This is a genomic window from Pseudomonas sp. GV071 (assembly GCF_003050835.1).
In the GTDB taxonomy this organism is placed as follows: Bacteria; Pseudomonadota; Gammaproteobacteria; order Pseudomonadales; family Pseudomonadaceae; genus Aquipseudomonas.
This window is the reverse complement of the sequence record NZ_QAOJ01000002.1, coordinates 1-18,197: the sequence shown is the minus strand read 5'-3', so window position 1 is coordinate 18,197 and position 18,197 is coordinate 1. Positions and strand designations below refer to the sequence as shown.

General features: G+C 62.5%; 13 protein-coding genes. 9 read left to right on the top strand and 4 right to left on the bottom strand.

What is annotated here, in order from left to right:
- Positions 1–54 precede the first annotated feature (54 nt).
- A complete protein-coding gene (locus C8K61_RS04025; RefSeq protein WP_108094914.1) occupies positions 55–1,680 on the top strand; it encodes a methyl-accepting chemotaxis protein in 1,626 nt (541 codons plus the stop codon).
- Positions 1,681–1,818: 138 nt separating this feature from the next.
- Here C8K61_RS04025 and gbcA read toward each other — a convergent pair whose 3' ends face one another.
- Positions 1,819–3,108: a glycine-betaine demethylase subunit GbcA gene (gene gbcA / locus C8K61_RS04020; RefSeq protein WP_108094913.1), complete on the bottom strand. Its 1,290-nt coding sequence runs from the start codon at positions 3,106–3,108 to the stop codon at positions 1,819–1,821.
- Positions 3,109–3,418: 310 nt separating this feature from the next.
- Between gbcA and gbcB the strand changes: the two genes are divergently transcribed.
- Entirely contained in the window at positions 3,419–4,519 is a 1,101-nt protein-coding gene (gene gbcB, locus C8K61_RS04010) for a glycine-betaine demethylase subunit GbcB (protein WP_108094912.1), read from the top strand.
- Between the two features lie 83 nt (positions 4,520–4,602).
- On the opposite strand, the gene C8K61_RS04005 is transcribed toward gbcB, so the two are convergent.
- The 3 genes from C8K61_RS04005 to C8K61_RS03995 all read right to left on the bottom strand — a co-directional run bounded on the left by C8K61_RS04005 (position 4,603) and on the right by C8K61_RS03995 (position 8,470).
- Positions 4,603–5,232, bottom strand: coding sequence for a glutathione S-transferase family protein (locus tag C8K61_RS04005; protein WP_108094911.1), 630 nt, complete (start codon positions 5,230–5,232; stop codon positions 4,603–4,605).
- Positions 5,233–5,372: 140 nt separating this feature from the next.
- Positions 5,373–7,283 (bottom strand): ferredoxin, encoded by a 1,911-nt coding sequence (locus tag C8K61_RS04000; protein ID WP_108094910.1) that lies wholly within the window; start codon positions 7,281–7,283, stop codon positions 5,373–5,375.
- A 146-nt stretch (positions 7,284–7,429) separates the two neighbouring features.
- Positions 7,430–8,470, bottom strand: coding sequence for a low specificity L-threonine aldolase (locus tag C8K61_RS03995; RefSeq protein WP_108094909.1), 1,041 nt, complete (start codon positions 8,468–8,470; stop codon positions 7,430–7,432).
- 281 nt (positions 8,471–8,751) lie between these two features.
- Here C8K61_RS03995 and glyA point away from each other — a divergent pair, with 281 nt between their 5' ends.
- From glyA to fdhA, 7 genes are all read left to right on the top strand, one after another.
- Positions 8,752–10,005 carry a serine hydroxymethyltransferase gene (glyA, locus tag C8K61_RS03990; protein WP_108094908.1) on the top strand — a complete coding sequence of 418 codons (1,254 nt, stop codon included), beginning with the start codon at positions 8,752–8,754 and terminating at the stop codon, positions 10,003–10,005.
- 60 nt (positions 10,006–10,065) lie between these two features.
- Entirely contained in the window at positions 10,066–11,316 is a 1,251-nt protein-coding gene (locus C8K61_RS03985; protein ID WP_108094907.1) for a sarcosine oxidase subunit beta family protein, read from the top strand.
- A 157-nt stretch (positions 11,317–11,473) separates the two neighbouring features.
- Positions 11,474–11,788 (top strand): sarcosine oxidase subunit delta, encoded by a 315-nt coding sequence (locus C8K61_RS03980; RefSeq protein WP_108094906.1) that lies wholly within the window; start codon positions 11,474–11,476, stop codon positions 11,786–11,788.
- Positions 11,785–14,802, top strand: coding sequence for a sarcosine oxidase subunit alpha (locus C8K61_RS03975; RefSeq protein WP_108094905.1), 3,018 nt, complete (start codon positions 11,785–11,787; stop codon positions 14,800–14,802). Before C8K61_RS03980 ends, C8K61_RS03975 begins: the two co-directional genes overlap by 4 nt.
- A 36-nt stretch (positions 14,803–14,838) precedes the next feature.
- Complete coding sequence (locus C8K61_RS03970; protein WP_108094904.1) at positions 14,839–15,468, top strand: sarcosine oxidase subunit gamma; 630 nt, start codon at positions 14,839–14,841, stop codon at positions 15,466–15,468.
- Positions 15,469–15,581: 113 nt separating this feature from the next.
- A complete protein-coding gene (gene purU, locus C8K61_RS03965; protein WP_108094903.1) occupies positions 15,582–16,439 on the top strand; it encodes a formyltetrahydrofolate deformylase in 858 nt (285 codons plus the stop codon).
- Positions 16,440–16,665: 226 nt separating this feature from the next.
- The gene (gene fdhA / locus C8K61_RS03960; RefSeq protein WP_108094902.1) at positions 16,666–17,865 is read left to right on the top strand and encodes a formaldehyde dehydrogenase, glutathione-independent; all 1,200 of its coding nucleotides are present in this window, start codon (positions 16,666–16,668) and stop codon (positions 17,863–17,865) included.
- The last annotated feature ends 332 nt before the right edge of the window (positions 17,866–18,197 follow it).

Below are 18,197 nucleotides of genomic sequence, written 5' to 3'. Positions count from 1 at the left end.
GGCCTTCGGTACGTACTCACGTGTTACCCATCGGTTTTAAAGGACGGACTCTTCATGAACCTTCGCAGTCTCAATATCGCTCCGCGTGCCGGCATCGGCTTTGCTTTGGTGGCCTTGCTGGTGTTTTTCCTCGGCTCTTTCGCCTTGCTGCAAATGGCGAGCATGCGTGAGGAGGCCGCCGAGGTAGACCAGGAGTGGATGCCCAGCGTGCTGGCGCTGGGCAACCTGAGTGAAAGTGCCTTGCGGCTGCGCACCATCACCCTGCGCTTGTTGCTGATTCGTGAGCCGCAGGCGCTGAAGGACAACGAAGCCCGCGCCGAGCAGTTGAAGCGCGACATGCAAGAAGCCCAGGCGCGCTACGAAGCGATGATTGATGGCGGCGAAGAAACCACGCTCTATCAAGCCTTCAAGACCGCCCAAAGCGCTTACCTGCAAGAGCAGGCAAAGGTCATGGAGCTGTCGCGACAGAACAAGCTGGATGAAGCCCTGGTAGTGGTCAGCGGGGTGATGAACGCCCAGGCCGACGCCATGGCCAAGGCCTTGCGCGCGCTGAGCGAATACAACACCAAGGGCGTCAACGCGGCGGCCGCGTCCTCCAGTGCGACGTTCTACAGCGCCCGCACCTGGGTGATCATCACCATGGTCGTGGCGGCCATCGCCACCGTGTTGCTGGCCCTGCTGCTGACCCGCAGCATCGTCAACCCGCTGAACCGCGCGCTGCGCAGTGCCGAAATCGTCGCCGCAGGCGACCTCACCGAACGTATCCAGGTGGATGGCTCTGATGAGCCGGCACGTTTGCTCGCCGCGTTGCACACCATGCAGCAAAGCCTGCGCACCACCATTCAGAGCATTGCCGATTCCTCCAACCAGTTGGCGTCCGCATCGGAAGAACTCAGTGCGGTCACCGAAGATTCCACCCGTGGCCTGCACCAGCAAAACGATGAAATCGAGCAGGCCGCCACTGCCGTCAACGAGATGACCACGGCGGTGGAAGAGGTGGCGCGCAACGCGGTGATCACCTCCGAAGCCTCGCGCGAATCCGACCGCACCACCCAACGTGGCCGCGAGCAGGTGCAGCAGACGGTGAACTCGATTTCCAGCCTGGCCGACGATGTCACTACCTCCGCCGATCAGGTGCTGCAACTGGCCGACAAGGTGCGCGACATCAGCCAGGTGCTCGATGTGATTCGTTCGATTGCCGAGCAAACCAACCTGCTCGCCCTGAACGCCGCCATCGAAGCCGCGCGTGCCGGTGAGGCAGGGCGCGGATTTGCCGTGGTGGCCGATGAAGTGCGGGCATTGGCCCATCGCACGCAGCAGTCGACGCAAGAGATCGAGCAGATGGTCGGTGGCATTCGCCACGGCACTGATCAGGCGGTGAGCGCCATGCAGAACAGCAATGAGCGGGCGCGCTCGACCCTGGAGGTGGCCAAGGCGGCAGGTGGTGCGCTGGATGAAATCGCTGTGGCGATTTCCGCCATCAACGAACGCAACCTGGTGATCGCCAGCGCCTCGGAAGAGCAGGCGCAGGTGGCGCGAGAGGTGGACCGTAACCTGACCAATATCCGCGACCTGTCCCTGCAGTCATCGGCCGGGGCCAATGAGACCGCGGCGGCGAGCCAGGATCTGTCGCGCTTGGCGGTGGAATTGAATGGGATGGTGGCGCGGTTCAGGGTGTAGCGCTGAATGTGCGTTGGACCCAACCCTCTCCCCCCGCCCTCTCCCGCAGGCGGGCGAGGGAGCCTAACCGAGCAAGTCGCGAGTTAGGCGATGGATTCCCCTCTCCCGTCTACGGGAGAGGGGAGAGGGCAACGGCCATCACTGGGTCTTGATGCCGTACAGGTAGGGCGCTGGCGCCGCGCCGAGGTTGCTCAACAACCGCTCGCTGTACCAGTCGATAAAGTTCACCACGCCAAACTCATAGGTCTTCGAGTACGGCCCGGGCTGGTACGCGGTGGAGTTGATCCCGCGCTGGTTTTCTTCGGCCAGACGACGGTCCTGGTCGTTGGTGGCATCCCACACTTCACGCATGCGCACCGGGTCGTAGTCGACGCCTTCAACGGCGTCTTTGTGCACGATCCATTTGGTGGTGACCATGGTTTCCTGGGCGCTGATCGGCCACACGGTGAACACGATGATGTGGTCGCCCATGCAGTGGTTCCACGAGTGCGGCAGGTGCAGGATGCGCATGGAGCCGAGGTCGGGGTTTTTGATCCGCCCCATCAATTTTTGGCAGCCCTGTTTGCCGTCCAGGGTCATCGACACGGTGCCTTTGAGCAGCGGCATACGCACGATGCGGTTACGCAGGCCGAAGCTGGCGTGGGCGTAGGGAATCTTCTCGGCATCCCAGGCGGCAGCGGACGCGGCCACGTGGTCTTTGAAGGCCTGGTCGGCGCGGGGGTCGGTGACGTCGTCCCACTCCAGCAGGGTTTTCAGCAGCTCGGGGTGCGAACCATTGCAGTGGTAGCACTCGCGGTTGTTCTCGATCACCAGCTTCCAGTTGGCTTTTTCCATCAAGGTGGTTTGCACCGCCACCTTGGTGTTCTCCATGTCGTAGGGCTCCATGTAATGAGCCAGGGTGGAGAGGAATTCGTCGATGGCGGGCGGGTTTTCGGCCAGCGACACGAAGATGTAGCCGCCCGCCACTTTCACATGCACGGGTTTGAGGCCGAACTTCTTCATGTCGAAGTCGTCGCCCATTTCGGTGCCGGCATACAGCAGGCGACCGTCGAGTTCATACGTCCACTGGTGGTACGGGCACACCAGCTTGGCGACCTTGCCTTTCTCGCCGGTGCACAGGCGCGAGCCACGGTGGCGGCAGACGTTATGGAAGGCGTTGATCACACCATCGGCGCCACGAATAACCACGATCGGGTTCTTGCCCAATTGGAAGGTCAGGTAGTTGCCCTTGGCCGGGATCTCGCAGGTCATGCCGGCGATCAGCCATTCCTTGTGGAAGATCTCCTGCATGTCGATATCGAACAGGCGCTCGTCGCTGTAGAACGGCTGCGGCAGCGAATAGGTGCGCTCGCGTTTTTGCAGCATGTCGGCGGTGGCCTTGCGTGCCGGTTCCAGCGGGTCGCCCAAACTCAGGGTAGTGGTGTCCATCTCGTTGTCCTCATGGCTGATCGCGGTGTGCGCGCAGCGAAAAATGGCGGTTGGTGTTCACGCAAGGCGCTTGTACAGCGCTCTCTAGAATGAGGTGGAGTGTGGGGTCGGGCGTGTAGATGGCCTTATCCATGGGCGACACGGCCAATTCCGTTTCCGACGCGCTAGCCCCTATGGTTGGGGGCTGGTCGCGGTGAGCATGCCGATGTCGCAGATAGGTAAGTGGCCCACTAGGCGCGTGCCCACAATCGCCTCCATAGTGCTTGGCATCACAGGTCAGGCGTCACTAGGCGTCAGCGCGGGAGCGAACATGTCCAACACCTTCCTCAATCCGGTCAACACCCAGACCTGGGCCAATGGCCGTCATCTGGTGCGTTGCGTCAAGGTGATCCAGGAAACCTGGGATGTGCGCACCTTCTGCTTTATGGCCGACCAGCCGATCATGTTCTTCTTCAAACCAGGGCAATTCGTCACCCTGGAACTGGAGATCGACGGCCAGCCGATCATGCGTTCGTACACCATTTCCAGCTCGCCTTCGGTGCCCTACAGCTTCTCGCTGACCATCAAGCGCGTGCCTGGCGGCAAGGTGTCGAACTGGCTGCACGACAATATGAAAGAGGGCGATGAGCTGCCGGTGCACGGCCCGGTCGGCCTGTTCAACGCCATCGATTTCCCCAACGACAAAGTGCTGTATCTGAGCGGCGGCGTCGGCATCACGCCGGTGATGTCGATGGCGCGCTGGTACTTCGACACCAATGCCAATGTCGACATGGTGTTCGTCCACAGCGCCCGCTCGCCGCGCGATGTGATCTACCGCCGCGAGCTCGACCACATGGCCTCGCGCATCCGCAACTTTGCCTTGCACATCATCTGCGAGAAGCACGGTGAAGGTGAGCCCTGGGCCGGTTACCGCGGTTACCTGAACCAGCCGATGCTGGAACTGATTGCCCCGGATTTCCGCGAGCGGGAGATTTTCTGCTGCGGCCCGACGCCGTATATGAGCGCGGTGAAGCGTCTGTTGGAAGCCAATGGCTTCGACATGAGCCGCTACCACGAAGAGTCCTTTGGCGCGACGCCGGCCGAGGACAAAGCCGAAGCCATCGTGCACGCCGAGCAGGCCGCCGATGCACCCGCGCCGGATGCGGCCGACCTCAATCAGGTGGAGTTCACCGCCACCGGCAAAAGCATTCGCGTGGCACCGGGCGAGACCGTGCACGCGGCCGCTGCCAAGCTCGGGCTGCATATTCCCAAAGCGTGCGGCATGGGTATTTGCGGCACCTGCAAGGTGATGAAAACGTCCGGTGAAGTGGAGATGGAACACAACGGCGGGATCACCGACGAAGACGTGGATGAAGGCTACATCCTGTCGTGCTGCAGTGTGCCCAAAGGGGATGTGGTCATCGACTACTAGGATTACACCATCCTTGTAGGAGCGGCTTCAGCCGCGATGCGGTTGACCTCTGACGTTTGCAGGGGGCGCGGCTGAAGCCACTCCTACGACCCCTCTTCTTGTCTGGCCAACAACTCCGCATCCTTCGCTGTCGCCTGCTTATACGCCGGGCGGCTGGTGACGCGATCGATATAGGCTTTGAACGCCGGCAACAGCGGCACCACGCCAAAGTGCGTGGTCCAGTTCAACGCCGAGGCCCACAACACGTCCGCCGCGCTAAAGCGTTCCCCCAGCAGATACGGCCCTTTGGCCAACTGCGCCGCGACTACCGCCAATACCTCGTCATAGCTGCCATAGGGCGAACGCCGCTTGGGTGCGGGTTCGCGCTGCAGCGAGTGGTCTACCACGGCAGGTTCGAAGCACGACCCATAGAACACCATCCAGCGCAGGTACGGCCCGCGCAACGGGTCGTCGATTGCGGGTGCCAGGGCCGCCTGGGCGAACAGATCGGCGAGGTAGATAAAGATCGCGGCTTGCTCGGTAATCAGCGCGCCGTTGTGGACGATGGCGGGCACCTTGCCCATCGGGTTGATCGCCAGGTAGGCCGGCTGGCGCTGGTCGCCGTCGTTCAAGCTCATGACATGCAGGTCATAGGGTGCGCCGAGTTCTTCCAGCAACACCAGGGAACCCAGGGAGCGGCTTTGCGGGGCGTAATGGAGAATAAGGCTGGCCATGCGGGTGCTCCGGCTGAGGTTCAGGAGCAACAACATAGTTCAGATGGTGGGGGCGGCCAGGTATTTGGTCAGGTTCTGCCGTTTGCAGGGATCGCGGTTGAAACCGCTCCTACAGAATTGCGCTGTCCGTAGGAGCGGCTTCAGCCGCGATGCGCTTGTAGCCGCCACGCGCCTTGTTCGAGGCTGGCATGCTGCTGCCGGTAAAACAGCCGCCAATCACCGTCGCGCTGCGCAAACTCATAGGCCAGCCCCGGCGCCGGGGCGGGTTGTTCAAATTGACTTTCCCGCTCGGGATTGCCCTGGTCGGGCCCGGTAACCGGCACATACCGATTGCGTCCCAGCAACCGCAGCAGGTGCAGTTGGCCGTGGATAAAACCCTGCAGATGAACATCGAGAATATCGTCGGCCAGCCAATGCAGGCTTTCGCTACGCGGCTCGGCAATCGCCACGCGGTGCAGCACCGCCGGTGCGTCGGCGAAGGCGATCAGGGCAATAAAGTGGCCGCAGTCGGACACCCGATGTTCCAGCACCCAGTCGCCCGGCACCTGCCAGGTTCCGATCTGGCATTGGTAGGCGCTCAGGTCGCCTTTCTTGCTGTCGCGCAGCGGTTGCCAGGTCATGCGTTCACCATTTTTCAGCGGCGCGCTTTGCAGCAACAGTGGCGCGTCGTTCAGCGGCAACAGCAAGTCCACTTCCGGCATGTTGGCATAACCCAGCTGCGGTTTGCCGCGCCGCGTCTGGCCGACTTCCAGCTCCAGCTGGCTGTAGGTGTACGAGGTCACGGGGCCGTGGTCGCCGTACTCCAGACTCGGCTGCGCCCACTCCATGCGCAGGCGGATGTGCTCGGCTTCCAGGGCGATCAGATCGGGCGAGGTGCTGTGGGGTTCGCGGTCGAGGCGTTGCCAGAGGTTATCCAGCAAGCGCCACGCCTGGCCGCGTTGCCATAACCAGTAGCCGCTGTGCTCGCCGCGCGTGGCCGCACAGACAAAGGCCGAGCCGTTATCGCTGAACACCATTTCGGGATCGGGCTGACGCAACATCAGGCCGGTGGCCGCGCCGTCCAGCCACAGCTCGCCGACGGGATAGCGCAGCGGTGCCAGTGGATCTTCCATCGGCATCAGGCTGTCGGGAATCCAGGTATGCAGTTCCAGCTTCGGTGCGCCGTTGGGCGCCGGCAGCGTGCGGGATTGGTGGTCGGCTTGCAGGTGCTGCCAGAACGCGTCCGGCAGCCACAGATCGCGCACGGCGACCATCGTTTGCACCTGGGCATTGGCGAGCAGGTCGCTCAACGACAGGCGATACGCCGCGTCCGAGGTCAGCGGGCTGACCCGGCCGACCACTTCGGTATCGGTGACTTCATCCAGCTCCCAGAACTGGTCGATGTTGCAGTGATGCAGCAGACGCTCCTGGCGGTCGTAAATCAGCAAGCCCCAGCGGCCCCGGCTGGGCATGGGCGAGACAAAATAGCGCCCGTTGGTTGAGAACTGCGCCGAGGGGCTGGCGTTGAAGACCACGCTGCCGTCGGGCAGCAGGTAGTCGCAGACCAGCGGGCCGCCCATGGCGATTTCGCAGACGTCCAAGAGGCGAATCGGCTCGCCCTCGGGCGTCACCTCGGGCTCGCCGCCACCCCAGGCACTGGCGCCGCGCCATTCGCTCGTGGTGGGAGTGGGTTCCAGTGCGTCGGGCGTGGCAGGCTTTTGTTCTTCCAGGGTCCAGCCCAGGCGTTTGGGGAGTTTGATCAGCAAAACCAGGCCGCCAATCATCACCGCTGCGCCCACGCAGAACGCCAACCAGAACGCAGGAATTGAGCGGCCGATGCCAATCCCCAAACCGATTAGCCAGAAGAATTGCAGCTGTTGTAGGCGGTAGGGCACCTGGCCGCGGAAGCGGTTGAACAGGGCGCAGGCGGGGAACAGCGTGAGCCAGAAAAGGGCGCCCAGGCTTAATGGCAGGAATACGGGGGAAAGCAGGGTGAGGGCAATCCAGCTGAGTTCCAGGGGGAGCAGCATCAGCAGTTGCGGCAGTGATTTATTGGGGTGTCGATCTTCCATGAAAAACTCAGTGAGTGGTGGTTGGCTAAAGATTCTGGGTCCCAGCCTGCGCTGGGACGACCGGAGATTTTGTTAAGCCCACCGTCGTCCCGAATCGTCGGACCGCAGCGAAGGCTGGGACCCAGGCTTTTGGAGGGGACGCCGGCCTACGCCTGCATCACCAACCGAATATCCGCCGCCAACTCACGTACCCGCGCTTCTTCCGTATCCCACGAGCACATAAACCGCGCCCCGCCGGCCCCGATAAACGTATAGAACCGCCAATTCCGCGCCCGCAGCGCTTCAATGGCTGGTTCCGAGAGCTGCAGAAACACGCCGTTGGCCTCCACTGGGAACATCAGACTGACCCCCGGAATATCGCTGACCAGTTCGGCCAGCAAGCGCGCGCAGTGGTTGGCGTGGCGGGCGTATTTCATCCAGGCGTCGTTTTCCAGCAAGCCGACCCAGGGGGCGGAGAGGAAACGCATTTTCGAGGCCAACTGGCCGGCCTGTTTGCAGCGGTAGTCGAAGTCTTCGGCCAGGTCTTTGTTGAAGAACAGAATCGCCTCACCGACGGCCATGCCGTTTTTGGTGCCGCCAAAGCACAGCACGTCGATGCCGGCTTTCCAGGTCAGTTCGGCCGGCGAGCAGTCGAGGAAGGCACAGGCGTTGGCGAAGCGGGCGCCGTCCATGTGCAGGTTGAGGCCCAGTTCGTGGCAGGTGTCGCTGATGGCTTTGAGCTCTTCGGGGCGGTACACGCTGCCGATTTCGGTGGCCTGGGTGAGGGTCACTACACGCGGTTTGGGGTAGTGGATGTCCTGACGTTTGAGGGCGATTTCGCGGATGGTCGCCGGCGTCAGCTTGCCGTTTTCAGTGCGAGCGGTGAGCAGTTTGGAACCGTTGGAAAAGAACTCCGGGGCGCCACACTCGTCGGTTTCGACGTGGGCGGTCTCCGAGCAGATCACGCTGTGGTAGCTCTGGCACAACTGCGACAAGGCCAGGGAGTTGGCGGCGGTGCCGTTGAAGGCGAAGTACACCTCGCAGTCGGTTTCGAACAGGCGCCGGAAGTGGTCGGAAGCGCGGGCGGTCCATTGGTCTTCGCCGTAGGCGCGCTCATGGCCCTGGTTGGCCTGCGCCATGGCGGCCCAGGCTTCCGGGCAGATGCCGGAGTAGTTGTCGCTGGCGAATTGCTGGGTGTTGTCGGTCATGGCGGACTTCCTGGGAACGGCGATGGGCAACACTTTAGCTGGTGTTGTGGGCTAAAGGCATCGCGGCTGAAGCCGCTCCTACAGGATTGTGTGAACCGTAGGAGCGGCTTTAGCCGCGATTTGCGGTTTTGAAGGCTTGGTCAGTTTGAGCATTTTGACGTCGCAAACAGGCATATGGCTGCGCTGGCTATTTCGCAGAATCGCTAACAACGCAGAACCGCCCCGCAGTCCGGGCGGGCGCCCTAACAACAATGCGGCAACCGCTGTCGCTGGAGACCGAGATGTTCAGCAAAAACGACCAGATCAAAGGCTATGACGATGCACTGCTGGCAGCCATGGATGCCGAGGAAGCCCGTCAGGAGCACCACATCGAGCTGATCGCCTCGGAGAACTACACCAGCAAACGCGTGATGCAAGCTCAGGGCAGTGGCCTGACCAACAAGTACGCCGAAGGGTATCCGGGCAAGCGTTACTACGGCGGCTGCGAGCATGTGGATAAAGTCGAGCAGCTGGCCATCGATCGCGCCAAAGAGCTGTTCGGCGCCGATTACGCCAACGTCCAGCCGCACTCCGGCAGTCAGGCCAACGCCGCTGTCTACCTGGCCCTTCTGCAAGCCGGCGACACCGTGCTGGGTATGAGCCTGGCCCACGGCGGCCACCTGACCCACGGCGCCAAAGTGAGCTTTTCCGGCAAGCTGTACAACGCCGTGCAGTACGGCATCGACACCAAAACCGGCCTGATCGATTACGACGAAGTCGAGCGCCTGGCCGTCGAGCACAAGCCGAAGATGATCATCGCCGGCTTCTCGGCCTACTCGAAAACCCTCGACTTCCCACGCTTCCGTGAGATCGCCGACAAGGTTGGCGCCTACTTCTTCGTCGACATGGCCCACGTTGCCGGCCTGGTGGCGGCTGGTCTGTACCCGAACCCGCTGCCCTATGCCGATGTGGTCACTACCACCACCCACAAAACCCTGCGTGGCCCGCGCGGTGGTCTGATTCTGGCCAAGGCCAATCCGGACCTGGAGAAGAAATTCCAGGCCGCGGTATTCCCCGGCGGCCAGGGCGGCCCGCTGATGCACGTGATCGCCGCCAAGGCGGTGTGCTTCAAGGAAGCGCTGGAGCCTGGTTTCAAGGTCTATCAACAGCAAGTCATCGACAACGCCCAGGCCATGGCTAAGGTATTTATCGAGCGCGGTTACGACGTGGTGTCCGGCGGTACCGACAACCACCTGTTCCTGGTCAGCCTGATTCGCCAGGGCCTCACCGGCAAAGACGCCGACGCCGCCCTTGGCCGTGCCGGTATCACCGTGAACAAGAACGCCGTGCCCAACGACCCGCAGTCGCCGTTCGTGACCTCGGGCCTGCGCATTGGCACCCCGGCCATCACCACCCGTGGTTTCAAAGTGGCGCAGAGCGTGGCACTGGCCGGTTGGATCTGCGACATCCTCGACCACCTCGGCGATGCCGATGTCGAGGCGCAGGTGGCCAAGCAAGCGGCTGCCCTGTGCGCGGATTTCCCGGTTTACCAATGATCTGATCTCTTGAGCCTCGCGCCAGCAGTCGGCGCGGGGACGCAGCGAGGAGCACCTCTGATGCAACGTTATTCCGGCTTCGGCCTGTTCAAGCACTCGCTCAGCCATAACGAAAACTGGCAGCGCATGTGGCGCAACCCCACACCCAAACCGGTGTACGACGTGATCATCGTCGGCGGTGGCGGCCATGGCCTGGCCACGGCGTACTACCTGGCCAAAGTGCACGGCATCACCAACGTGGCGGTGATCGAAAAGGGCTACCTGGGCGGCGGCAACACCGCGCGCAACACCACCATCGTGCGCTCCAACTACCTGTGGGATGAATCGGCCCACCTGTACGAACACGCGATGAAACTGTGGGAAGGGCTGTCGCAAGACATCAACTACAACGTGATGTTCTCGCCCCGTGGTGTCTACAACCTGTGCCACACCCTGCAAGACATGCGCGATTCTGAACGCCGCGTGAGCGCCAACCGCCTCAACGGCATCGACGGCGAATTGCTGGATGCCAAGCAGACCGCGGCCGAAATTCCGTACCTCGATTGTTCAAAAAACACCCGCTACCCGGTAATGGGCGCCACCGTGCAACGCCGCGCTGGCGTAGCCCGTCACGACGCCGTGGCCTGGGGCTATGCCCGTGCCGCCGACGCCCTGGGTGTGGACCTGATTCAGCAAACCGAAGTGATCGGCTTCCGTAAGGAAAACGGCGTGGTCATCGGGGTCGAAACCAGCAAAGGTTTTATCGGTGGCAAACGTGTGGGTGTGGTCACGGCCGGTAACTCCGGGCACATGGCCAAGCTCGCCGGTTTCCGCCTGCCGCTGGAATCGCACCCGTTGCAGGCGCTGGTGTCCGAGCCGATCAAGCCGATTATCGACAGCGTGATCATGTCCAACGCCGTGCACGGTTACATCAGCCAGTCCGACAAGGGCGACCTGGTGATCGGCGCCGGTATCGACGGTTATGTCGGCTACGGCCAGCGCGGTTCCTACCCGACCATCGAACACACCCTGCAGGCCATCGTCGAGATGTTCCCGGTGCTCAGCCGCGTGCGGATGAACCGCCAGTGGGGCGGCATCGTCGACACCTCGCCGGACGCCTGCCCGATCATCAGCAAAACCCCGGTGCCTAACCTGTTCTTCAACTGCGGTTGGGGCACCGGTGGCTTCAAGGCCACGCCGGGTTCGGGCCATGTGTTTGCCGCCAGCCTGGCCACTGGCGAGATGCACCCGCTGGCCAAGCCGTTCTCGATGGACCGCTTCCACAGCGGCGCGTTGATCGACGAACACGGCGCTGCGGCGGTAGCGCACTAAAAGGTCGCCAACGGCGACGGCTGATGCCCCTCTCCCGCCTGCGGGAGAGGGTGCCCGAAGGGCGGGAGAGGGTAGCTGCAACACAAAACCCTCTCCCCCAGCCCCTCTCCCACAAGTGGGCAGAGGGGGGCAAAACACGAATTCTGGAGGTACGGCCATGCTGCAAATTTTCTGCCCTCACTGTGGCGAGTTACGCGCTGAAGAGGAATTCCACGCGGCCGGCCAGGCCCACATTCCTCGCCCGCTCGACCCGAACGCCTGCACCGATGCGGAGTGGGGTGACTACCTGTTCTTCCGTGACAACCCCCGTGGCCTTCACCACGAGCTGTGGATTCACGCCGCCGGTTGCCGCCAGTACTTCAACGCGACGCGCGACACCATCAGCTACGAGATTTTCGAAACCTACAAGATTGGCGAGAAACCCTCAGTGACCGCCAAACCGAAAGCCAGCGCTGCAGGAGAACAGGCATGAGCCAGATCAACCGCCTGAGTAACGGTGGCCGGATCAACCGTAACCAGCCGCTGACCTTCACCTTCAATGGCACCACCTATCAGGGTTTTGCCGGCGACACCCTGGCCGCCGCCCTGCTGGCCAACGGTGTCGACATCATCGGCCGCAGTTTCAAGTACTCGCGCCCACGCGGCATCGTTGCCGCCGGTGCCGAAGAGCCGAACGCGGTGCTGCAGATCGGTTCCCGTGAAGCCACCCAGATCCCCAACGTGCGGGCCACTCAGCAGGCGCTGTACAGCGGCCTGGTCGCCACCAGCACCAACGGCTGGCCGAGTGTGAACAACGACATCATGGGCATTCTGGGTAAGGTCGGCGGCGACATGATGGCGCCCGGCTTCTACTACAAGACGTTCATGTATCCACAGTCGATGTGGATGACCTACGAGAAATACATTCGTAAAGCCGCGGGCCTCGGCCGTGCGCCGAAAGAGAATGACCCGGACCGTTACGACCACATGAACCAGCACTGCGACGTGCTGGTGGTGGGCGGTGGTGCGGCCGGTCTGGCAGCAGCGCTGGCCGCTGGCCGTGCCGGTGCCCGGGTGATTCTGGCGGACGAGCAGGAAGAGTTCGGCGGCCAGTTGCTGGACAGCCGCGAAAGCCTCGACGGTCGCCCGGCGGCCGACTGGGTGGCCAAGGCCCTGGTTGAACTGAAGAGCATGCCGGAGGTGCTGCTGTTGCCGCGCTCGACGGTCAACGGTTACCACGACCACAACTTCCTGACCATTCACGAGCGCCGCTTTGACCATGTCAGCGACGTCGCGCCAATGGGCGAGACGCGTCAGCGTATGCACCGTGTACGCGCCAAACGGGTGGTGCTGGCCACCGGCGCCCACGAGCGGCCGCTGGTGTACGGCAACAACGATGTGCCGGGCAATATGCTGGCCGGCGCCGTCTCCACCTATGTGCGCCGTTATGGCGTGGCACCGGGCAAACAGCTGGTGCTGTCGACCACCAACGACTTCGCCTACCGCGTGGCCCTGGATTGGCTGGAAGCCGGGCTGACGGTGGTCGCTATTGCCGACGCCCGCCCGAACCCTCGCGGCGCCTGGGTGGAAGAAGCCCGCGCCAAAGGCGTGCGTGTGTTGACCAGCAGCGCGGTGATCGAAACCCGTGGCAGCAAACGCGTCAGCGCGGCACGTATTGCCGCCATCGACCCGGTTGGTCATAAAGTCACCAGCCCCGGCGAGTGGCTGGACTGCGACACCGTGGCCAGCTCCGGCGGCTACAGCCCGGTTGTGCACCTGGCATCGCACCTGGGCGGCAAGCCGACCTGGCGGGAAGACCTGCTGGCCTTTGTGCCGGGCGAAGGCTTCCAGAAACGCGTGTGCGCCGGTGCCGTGAATGGCGTGTTCCAACTCGGCGACGTGCTCGCCGATGGTTTCGAAGCCGGGGTAAAAGCCGCTGGTGAAGCCGGTTTTGCCCCGGTCAGCGGCGAAGTGCCAAGCGTCGCGGCGCGTAGCGAAGAAGCCAGCATTGCGCTGTTCCAGGTGCCCCACGAGAAATCCACCGCCCGTGGCCCGAAACAGTTCGTCGACCTGCAGAACGATGTCACCAGCGCCGGTATCGAGCTGGCCACCCGTGAAGGCTTCGAGTCGGTCGAACACGTGAAACGCTACACCGCCCTCGGTTTCGGTACCGACCAGGGCAAGCTCGGCAACATCAACGGCCTGGCGATTGCCGCCCGTTCGCTGAACATCAGCATTGCGCAGATGGGCACCACCATGTTCCGTCCCAACTACACCCCGGTAACCTTTGGTTCCGTGGCCGGGCGCAACTGCGGGGCGCTGTTCGACCCGGTGCGCTACACCGCGCTGCACGCCTGGCACCTGGCGCAAGGCGCCGAGTTCGAGGACGTCGGCCAGTGGAAACGCCCGTGGTACTTCCCGAAAAACGGTGAAGACCTGCACGCCGCCGTCGGCCGCGAATGCAAAGCCGTGCGCGACAGCGTCGGCCTGCTGGACGCCTCCACCCTCGGCAAAATCGACATTCAAGGCCCGGATGCCCGCGAGTTCCTCAACCGCGTGTACACCAACGCCTGGACCAAGCTGGACGTGGGCAAGGCCCGTTATGGCCTGATGTGCAAAGAAGACGGCATGGTGTTCGACGACGGCGTGACCGCCTGCCTGGCCGACAACCACTTCCTGATGACCACCACCACCGGCGGCGCGGCGCGCGTCATGCAGTGGCTGGAGATTTACCACCAGACCGAGTGGCCAGAGCTGAAGGTGTACTTCACCTCGGTCACCGATCACTGGGCCACCATGACCCTGTCCGGCCCCAACAGCCGCAAGCTGTTGAGCGAAGTCACCGATATCGACCTGGACCGTGAAGGCTTCCCCTTTATGACCTGGAAAGAAGGTTTGGTGGGCGGCGTGCCGGCGCGGGTGTTCCGCATCTCGTTTACCGGTGAGCTGTCGTACGAAATCAACGTGCAGGCCGACTACGCCATGGGCGTGCTGGAAAAAATCGTCGAGGCCGGCAAGCAGTACAACCTCACGCCATACGGCACCGAAACCATGCACGTGCTGCGCGCCGAGAAGGGCTTCATCATCGTTGGCCAGGACACCGATGGCTCGGTGACCCCGGACGATCTGAACATGGGCTGGTGCGTTGGCCGTACCAAGCCGTTCTCGTGGATCGGCTGGCGTGGCATGAACCGCGAAGACTGCGTGCGGGAAAACCGCAAGCAGCTGGTCGGCCTCAAACCGGTGGACCCCAAGTTCGTGCTGCCTGAGGGCGCACAACTGGTGTTCGACACCCAGCAGCAGATTCCAATGGCCATGGTCGGCCACGTCACCTCCAGCTACTTCAGCGCCAGCCTGGGTTACAGCTTTGCCCTGGCGATGGTCAAAGGCGGCCTCAAGCGCATGGGCGAGAAGGTCTTTGCACCGCTGGCCGATGGCCGTTTTGTCGAAGCGGAAATCTGCAGCTCGGTGTTCTTCGACCCGAAAGGGGAGCAGCAGAATGTGTGATCTCCACTCTCTCCACGGTTTGCCAGTGAGGTTCGTATGACGGCTATCAACGTTTATCAGCAGCGTCCCGAGGGCGGTCAGGCCGAGTCTCCGCTGTTCCACGCCGGCCTGGCCGATGCCGCCGGCAAGGGCAAAAGCAGCGCCGGTATTCAGCTGCGCGAACGCAAATTGCTCGGCCACCTGACCATCCGTGGCGATGGCCATGACGCCGCGTTTGCCGGCGCCATCCACAAAGCCACCGGCCTGGAATTGCCGGGCGCTCTGGCGGTGGTCAGCTCGGGTGAAAGCTCGCTGCAATGGATGGGCCCGGACGAGTGGCTGCTGGTCGTCCCCGGCGGCACTGAATTCGACGCCGAGAAAAAACTGCGTGAAGCGCTGGATGGTCAGCACATTCAGGTGGTGAACGTCAGCGGCGGCCAGACCATTCTGGAACTCACCGGCAACAAGGTGCGTGAGTTGCTGATGAAGTCCACCAGCTATGACGTGCACCCGAAGAACTTCCCGGTTGGCAAGGCGGTGGGCACCACCTTCGCCAAGTCGCAGCTGGTGATTCGCCACACGGCTGAAGACACCTGGGAGCTGCTGGTACGCCGCAGCTTCTCCGACTACTTCTGGCTGTGGTTGCAGGATGCCAGTCAGGAATATGGGCTGGCAGTGAAAGCCTAAGCGCTCAAGGCCCGCTTTTGTGGGAGGGGCTTTAGCCGCGATGCTTTTAAGATCAAGAGCTCGCGGCTGAAGCCCCTCCCACAAGGGTCCCCCAACTCTTTGTGGAGTACCCCATGAGCCGCACCCCCGATACCTGGATTCTCACCGCCTCCTGCCCGAGCATTCTCGGCACTGTGGATGCGGTGACGCGTTATCTGTTCGAGCAGGGCTGCTACGTCACCGAGCACCACAGCTTCGATGATCGGCTGTCGGCGCGGTTCTTTATTCGCATCGAATTCCGCCAGCCGGAAACCTTCGCCGAGCTGGATTTCCGCGACGGCCTGGCCGCGCGGGTGGCGAGTTTCGGCATGGACTTCGAGCTGACCCCGCCGAACTACCGCAGCAAGGTGGTGATCATGGTCTCCAAGGCCGACCACTGCCTGAACGACCTGCTCTACCGCCAACGCATCGGCCAGTTGCCGATGGACGTGGTCGCCGTGGTCTCCAACCACCCCGACCTCGAACCGCTGGCGCGCTGGCACGGCATTCCCTACCACCACTTCGCCCTCGACCCGGCCGACAAGCCGGCGCAAGAGCGCAAGGTGATGCAGGTGATCGCCGACACCGGTGCCGAACTGGTGATTCTCGCCCGTTACATGCAAGTGCTGTCGCCGGAGCTGTGCCGCAAGCTCGACGGCTGGGCGATCAACATTCACCACTCGCTGCTGCCCGGTTTCAAAGGCGCCAAGCCGTATCACCAGGCCTACGAGAAAGGCGTGAAGCTGGTCGGTGCCACCGCCCACTACATCAACAACGACCTCGACGAAGGCCCGATCATCGCCCAGGGCGTAGAGCCGGTGGACCACAGCCACTACCCCGAAGACCTGATCGCCAAAGGCCGCGACATCGAATGCCTGACGTTGGCCAAGGCCGTGGGTTTCCACATTGAACGGCGCGTGTTCCTCAACGCCAGCCGGACTGTGGTGCTTTAAGCCTTTTGATCTTGCTCTATGTGGGAGGGGCTTCAGCCGCGAGCTGTTGGTCTTAAAAGCATCGCGGCTAAAGCCCCTCCCACAAGGATTGAGTTTCACCCTGAAGAGGGCATTGCGCTCTGCCATTAAGCGGCCTCTTCCGTTCCACACATAACTCCAGTGCAGAACCGCGCGGCACTGTTTGGCTGCGCTTTTGTAACCACAAAAACAAAACGGAGAATCACCTATGTCTGGTAATCGTGGCGTCGTTTATCTCGGCGCCGGTAAGGTCGAAGTTCAGAAGATCGACTATCCGAAAATGCAGGACCCGCGCGGGCGCAAGATCGAGCACGGGGTCATCCTCAAAGTGGTATCCACCAATATCTGCGGCTCCGACCAGCACATGGTTCGTGGCCGTACCACTGCGCAGGTCGGGCTGGTGCTCGGCCATGAAATCACCGGTGAGGTCATTGAGAAGGGCAGTGATGTCGAGCACCTGAAGATCGGTGATCTGGTGTCGGTGCCGTTCAACGTCGCGTGCGGGCGTTGCCGTTCGTGCAAGGAGCAACACACCGGTGTGTGCCTGACCGTAAACCCAGCCCGCCCGGGCGGTGCTTATGGCTATGTCGACATGGGCGACTGGGTCGGCGGCCAGGCGGAATACGTGCTGGTGCCGTATGCCGACTTCAACCTGTTGAAACTGCCGGACCGTGACAAGGCGATGGAGAAGATCCGCGACCTGACTTGCCTGTCGGACATTCTGCCCACCGGCTACCACGGTGCGGTGACGGCTGGCGTTGGTCCCGGTAGCACGGTGTACGTGGCCGGTGCCGGGCCGGTAGGTTTGGCGGCTGCGGCGTCGGCACGTTTGCTGGGTGCTGCGGTGGTGATCATCGGCGACGTCAACCCGGTGCGTTTGGCCCATGCCAAGGCGCAGGGGTTTGAGATTGCCGACCTGTCTACGGACACGCCGTTGCATGAGCAGATTGCTGCGCTGCTGGGTGAGCCGGAAGTGGATTGTGCGGTCGATGCGGTGGGGTTTGAGGCTCGCGGTCATGGCCATGCCGGGGCGCAGCATGAAGCGCCGGCGACCGTACTCAACTCGTTGATGGGTGTGGTGCGGGTGGCGGGCAAGATCGGCATTCCGGGGTTGTATGTGACCGAAGACCCGGGTGCGATTGATCAGGCGGCGAAGATGGGCAGCCTGAGTATTCGTTTTGGGTTGGGCTGGGCGAAGTCGCACAGTTTCCATACCGGGCAGACGCCGACCATGAAGTACAACCGGCAGTTGATGCAGGCGATCATGTGGGATCGGATCAATATTGCCGAGGTGGTGGGGGTGCAGGTGATCAGTCTGGACGACGCGCCGCGTGGGTATGGGGAGTTCGATGCCGGGGTGCCGAAGAAGTTTGTGATTGATCCGCACAAGACGTTTAGTGCGGCGTGAATGAAGGGGCAGCCTACGGGCTGCCTTTTTTGTGTGCGGTGCTGCGGGGGGGCGGTGATTGGCCCCCTCTGCCCGCTTGCGGGAGAGGGCTGGGGAGAGGGTTTTGCTTTGCTCTTTTGTCTAGGTGACCGCGTGCGCTGAGCGTTTTGTTTCGCGCCTTACGCGCGAGTTTCTTTTGTCAGTCGCCACAAAAGAAACCAAAAGGGCTTGCCCCTACCTGGGCCCTGCGCTGCGCTCCGGGTCCCCTTGTAAGCTAAATTCAACCTGCTTCAGACCGTGGTTCCCTTTGGTTACGAGACCGTGAGGGAGCATGGGTCGAAGCAGGTTTCTCT

Bases quoted from the DNA above. Each gene is read 5' to 3' on its own strand.
- C8K61_RS04025 (WP_108094914.1), top strand. From the start codon at position 55: ATGAACCTTCGCAGTCTCAATATCGCTCCGCGTGCCGGCATCGGCTTT.
- gbcA (WP_108094913.1), bottom strand. From the start codon at position 3,108: ATGGACACCACTACCCTGAGTTTGGGCGACCCGCTGGAACCGGCACGC.
- gbcB (WP_108094912.1), top strand. From the start codon at position 3,419: ATGTCCAACACCTTCCTCAATCCGGTCAACACCCAGACCTGGGCCAAT.
- C8K61_RS04005 (WP_108094911.1), bottom strand. From the start codon at position 5,232: ATGGCCAGCCTTATTCTCCATTACGCCCCGCAAAGCCGCTCCCTGGGT.
- C8K61_RS04000 (WP_108094910.1), bottom strand. From the start codon at position 7,283: ATGGAAGATCGACACCCCAATAAATCACTGCCGCAACTGCTGATGCTG.
- C8K61_RS03995 (WP_108094909.1), bottom strand. From the start codon at position 8,470: ATGACCGACAACACCCAGCAATTCGCCAGCGACAACTACTCCGGCATC.
- glyA (WP_108094908.1), top strand. From the start codon at position 8,752: ATGTTCAGCAAAAACGACCAGATCAAAGGCTATGACGATGCACTGCTG.
- C8K61_RS03985 (WP_108094907.1), top strand. From the start codon at position 10,066: ATGCAACGTTATTCCGGCTTCGGCCTGTTCAAGCACTCGCTCAGCCAT.
- C8K61_RS03980 (WP_108094906.1), top strand. From the start codon at position 11,474: ATGCTGCAAATTTTCTGCCCTCACTGTGGCGAGTTACGCGCTGAAGAG.
- C8K61_RS03975 (WP_108094905.1), top strand. From the start codon at position 11,785: ATGAGCCAGATCAACCGCCTGAGTAACGGTGGCCGGATCAACCGTAAC.
- C8K61_RS03970 (WP_108094904.1), top strand. From the start codon at position 14,839: ATGACGGCTATCAACGTTTATCAGCAGCGTCCCGAGGGCGGTCAGGCC.
- purU (WP_108094903.1), top strand. From the start codon at position 15,582: ATGAGCCGCACCCCCGATACCTGGATTCTCACCGCCTCCTGCCCGAGC.
- fdhA (WP_108094902.1), top strand. From the start codon at position 16,666: ATGTCTGGTAATCGTGGCGTCGTTTATCTCGGCGCCGGTAAGGTCGAA.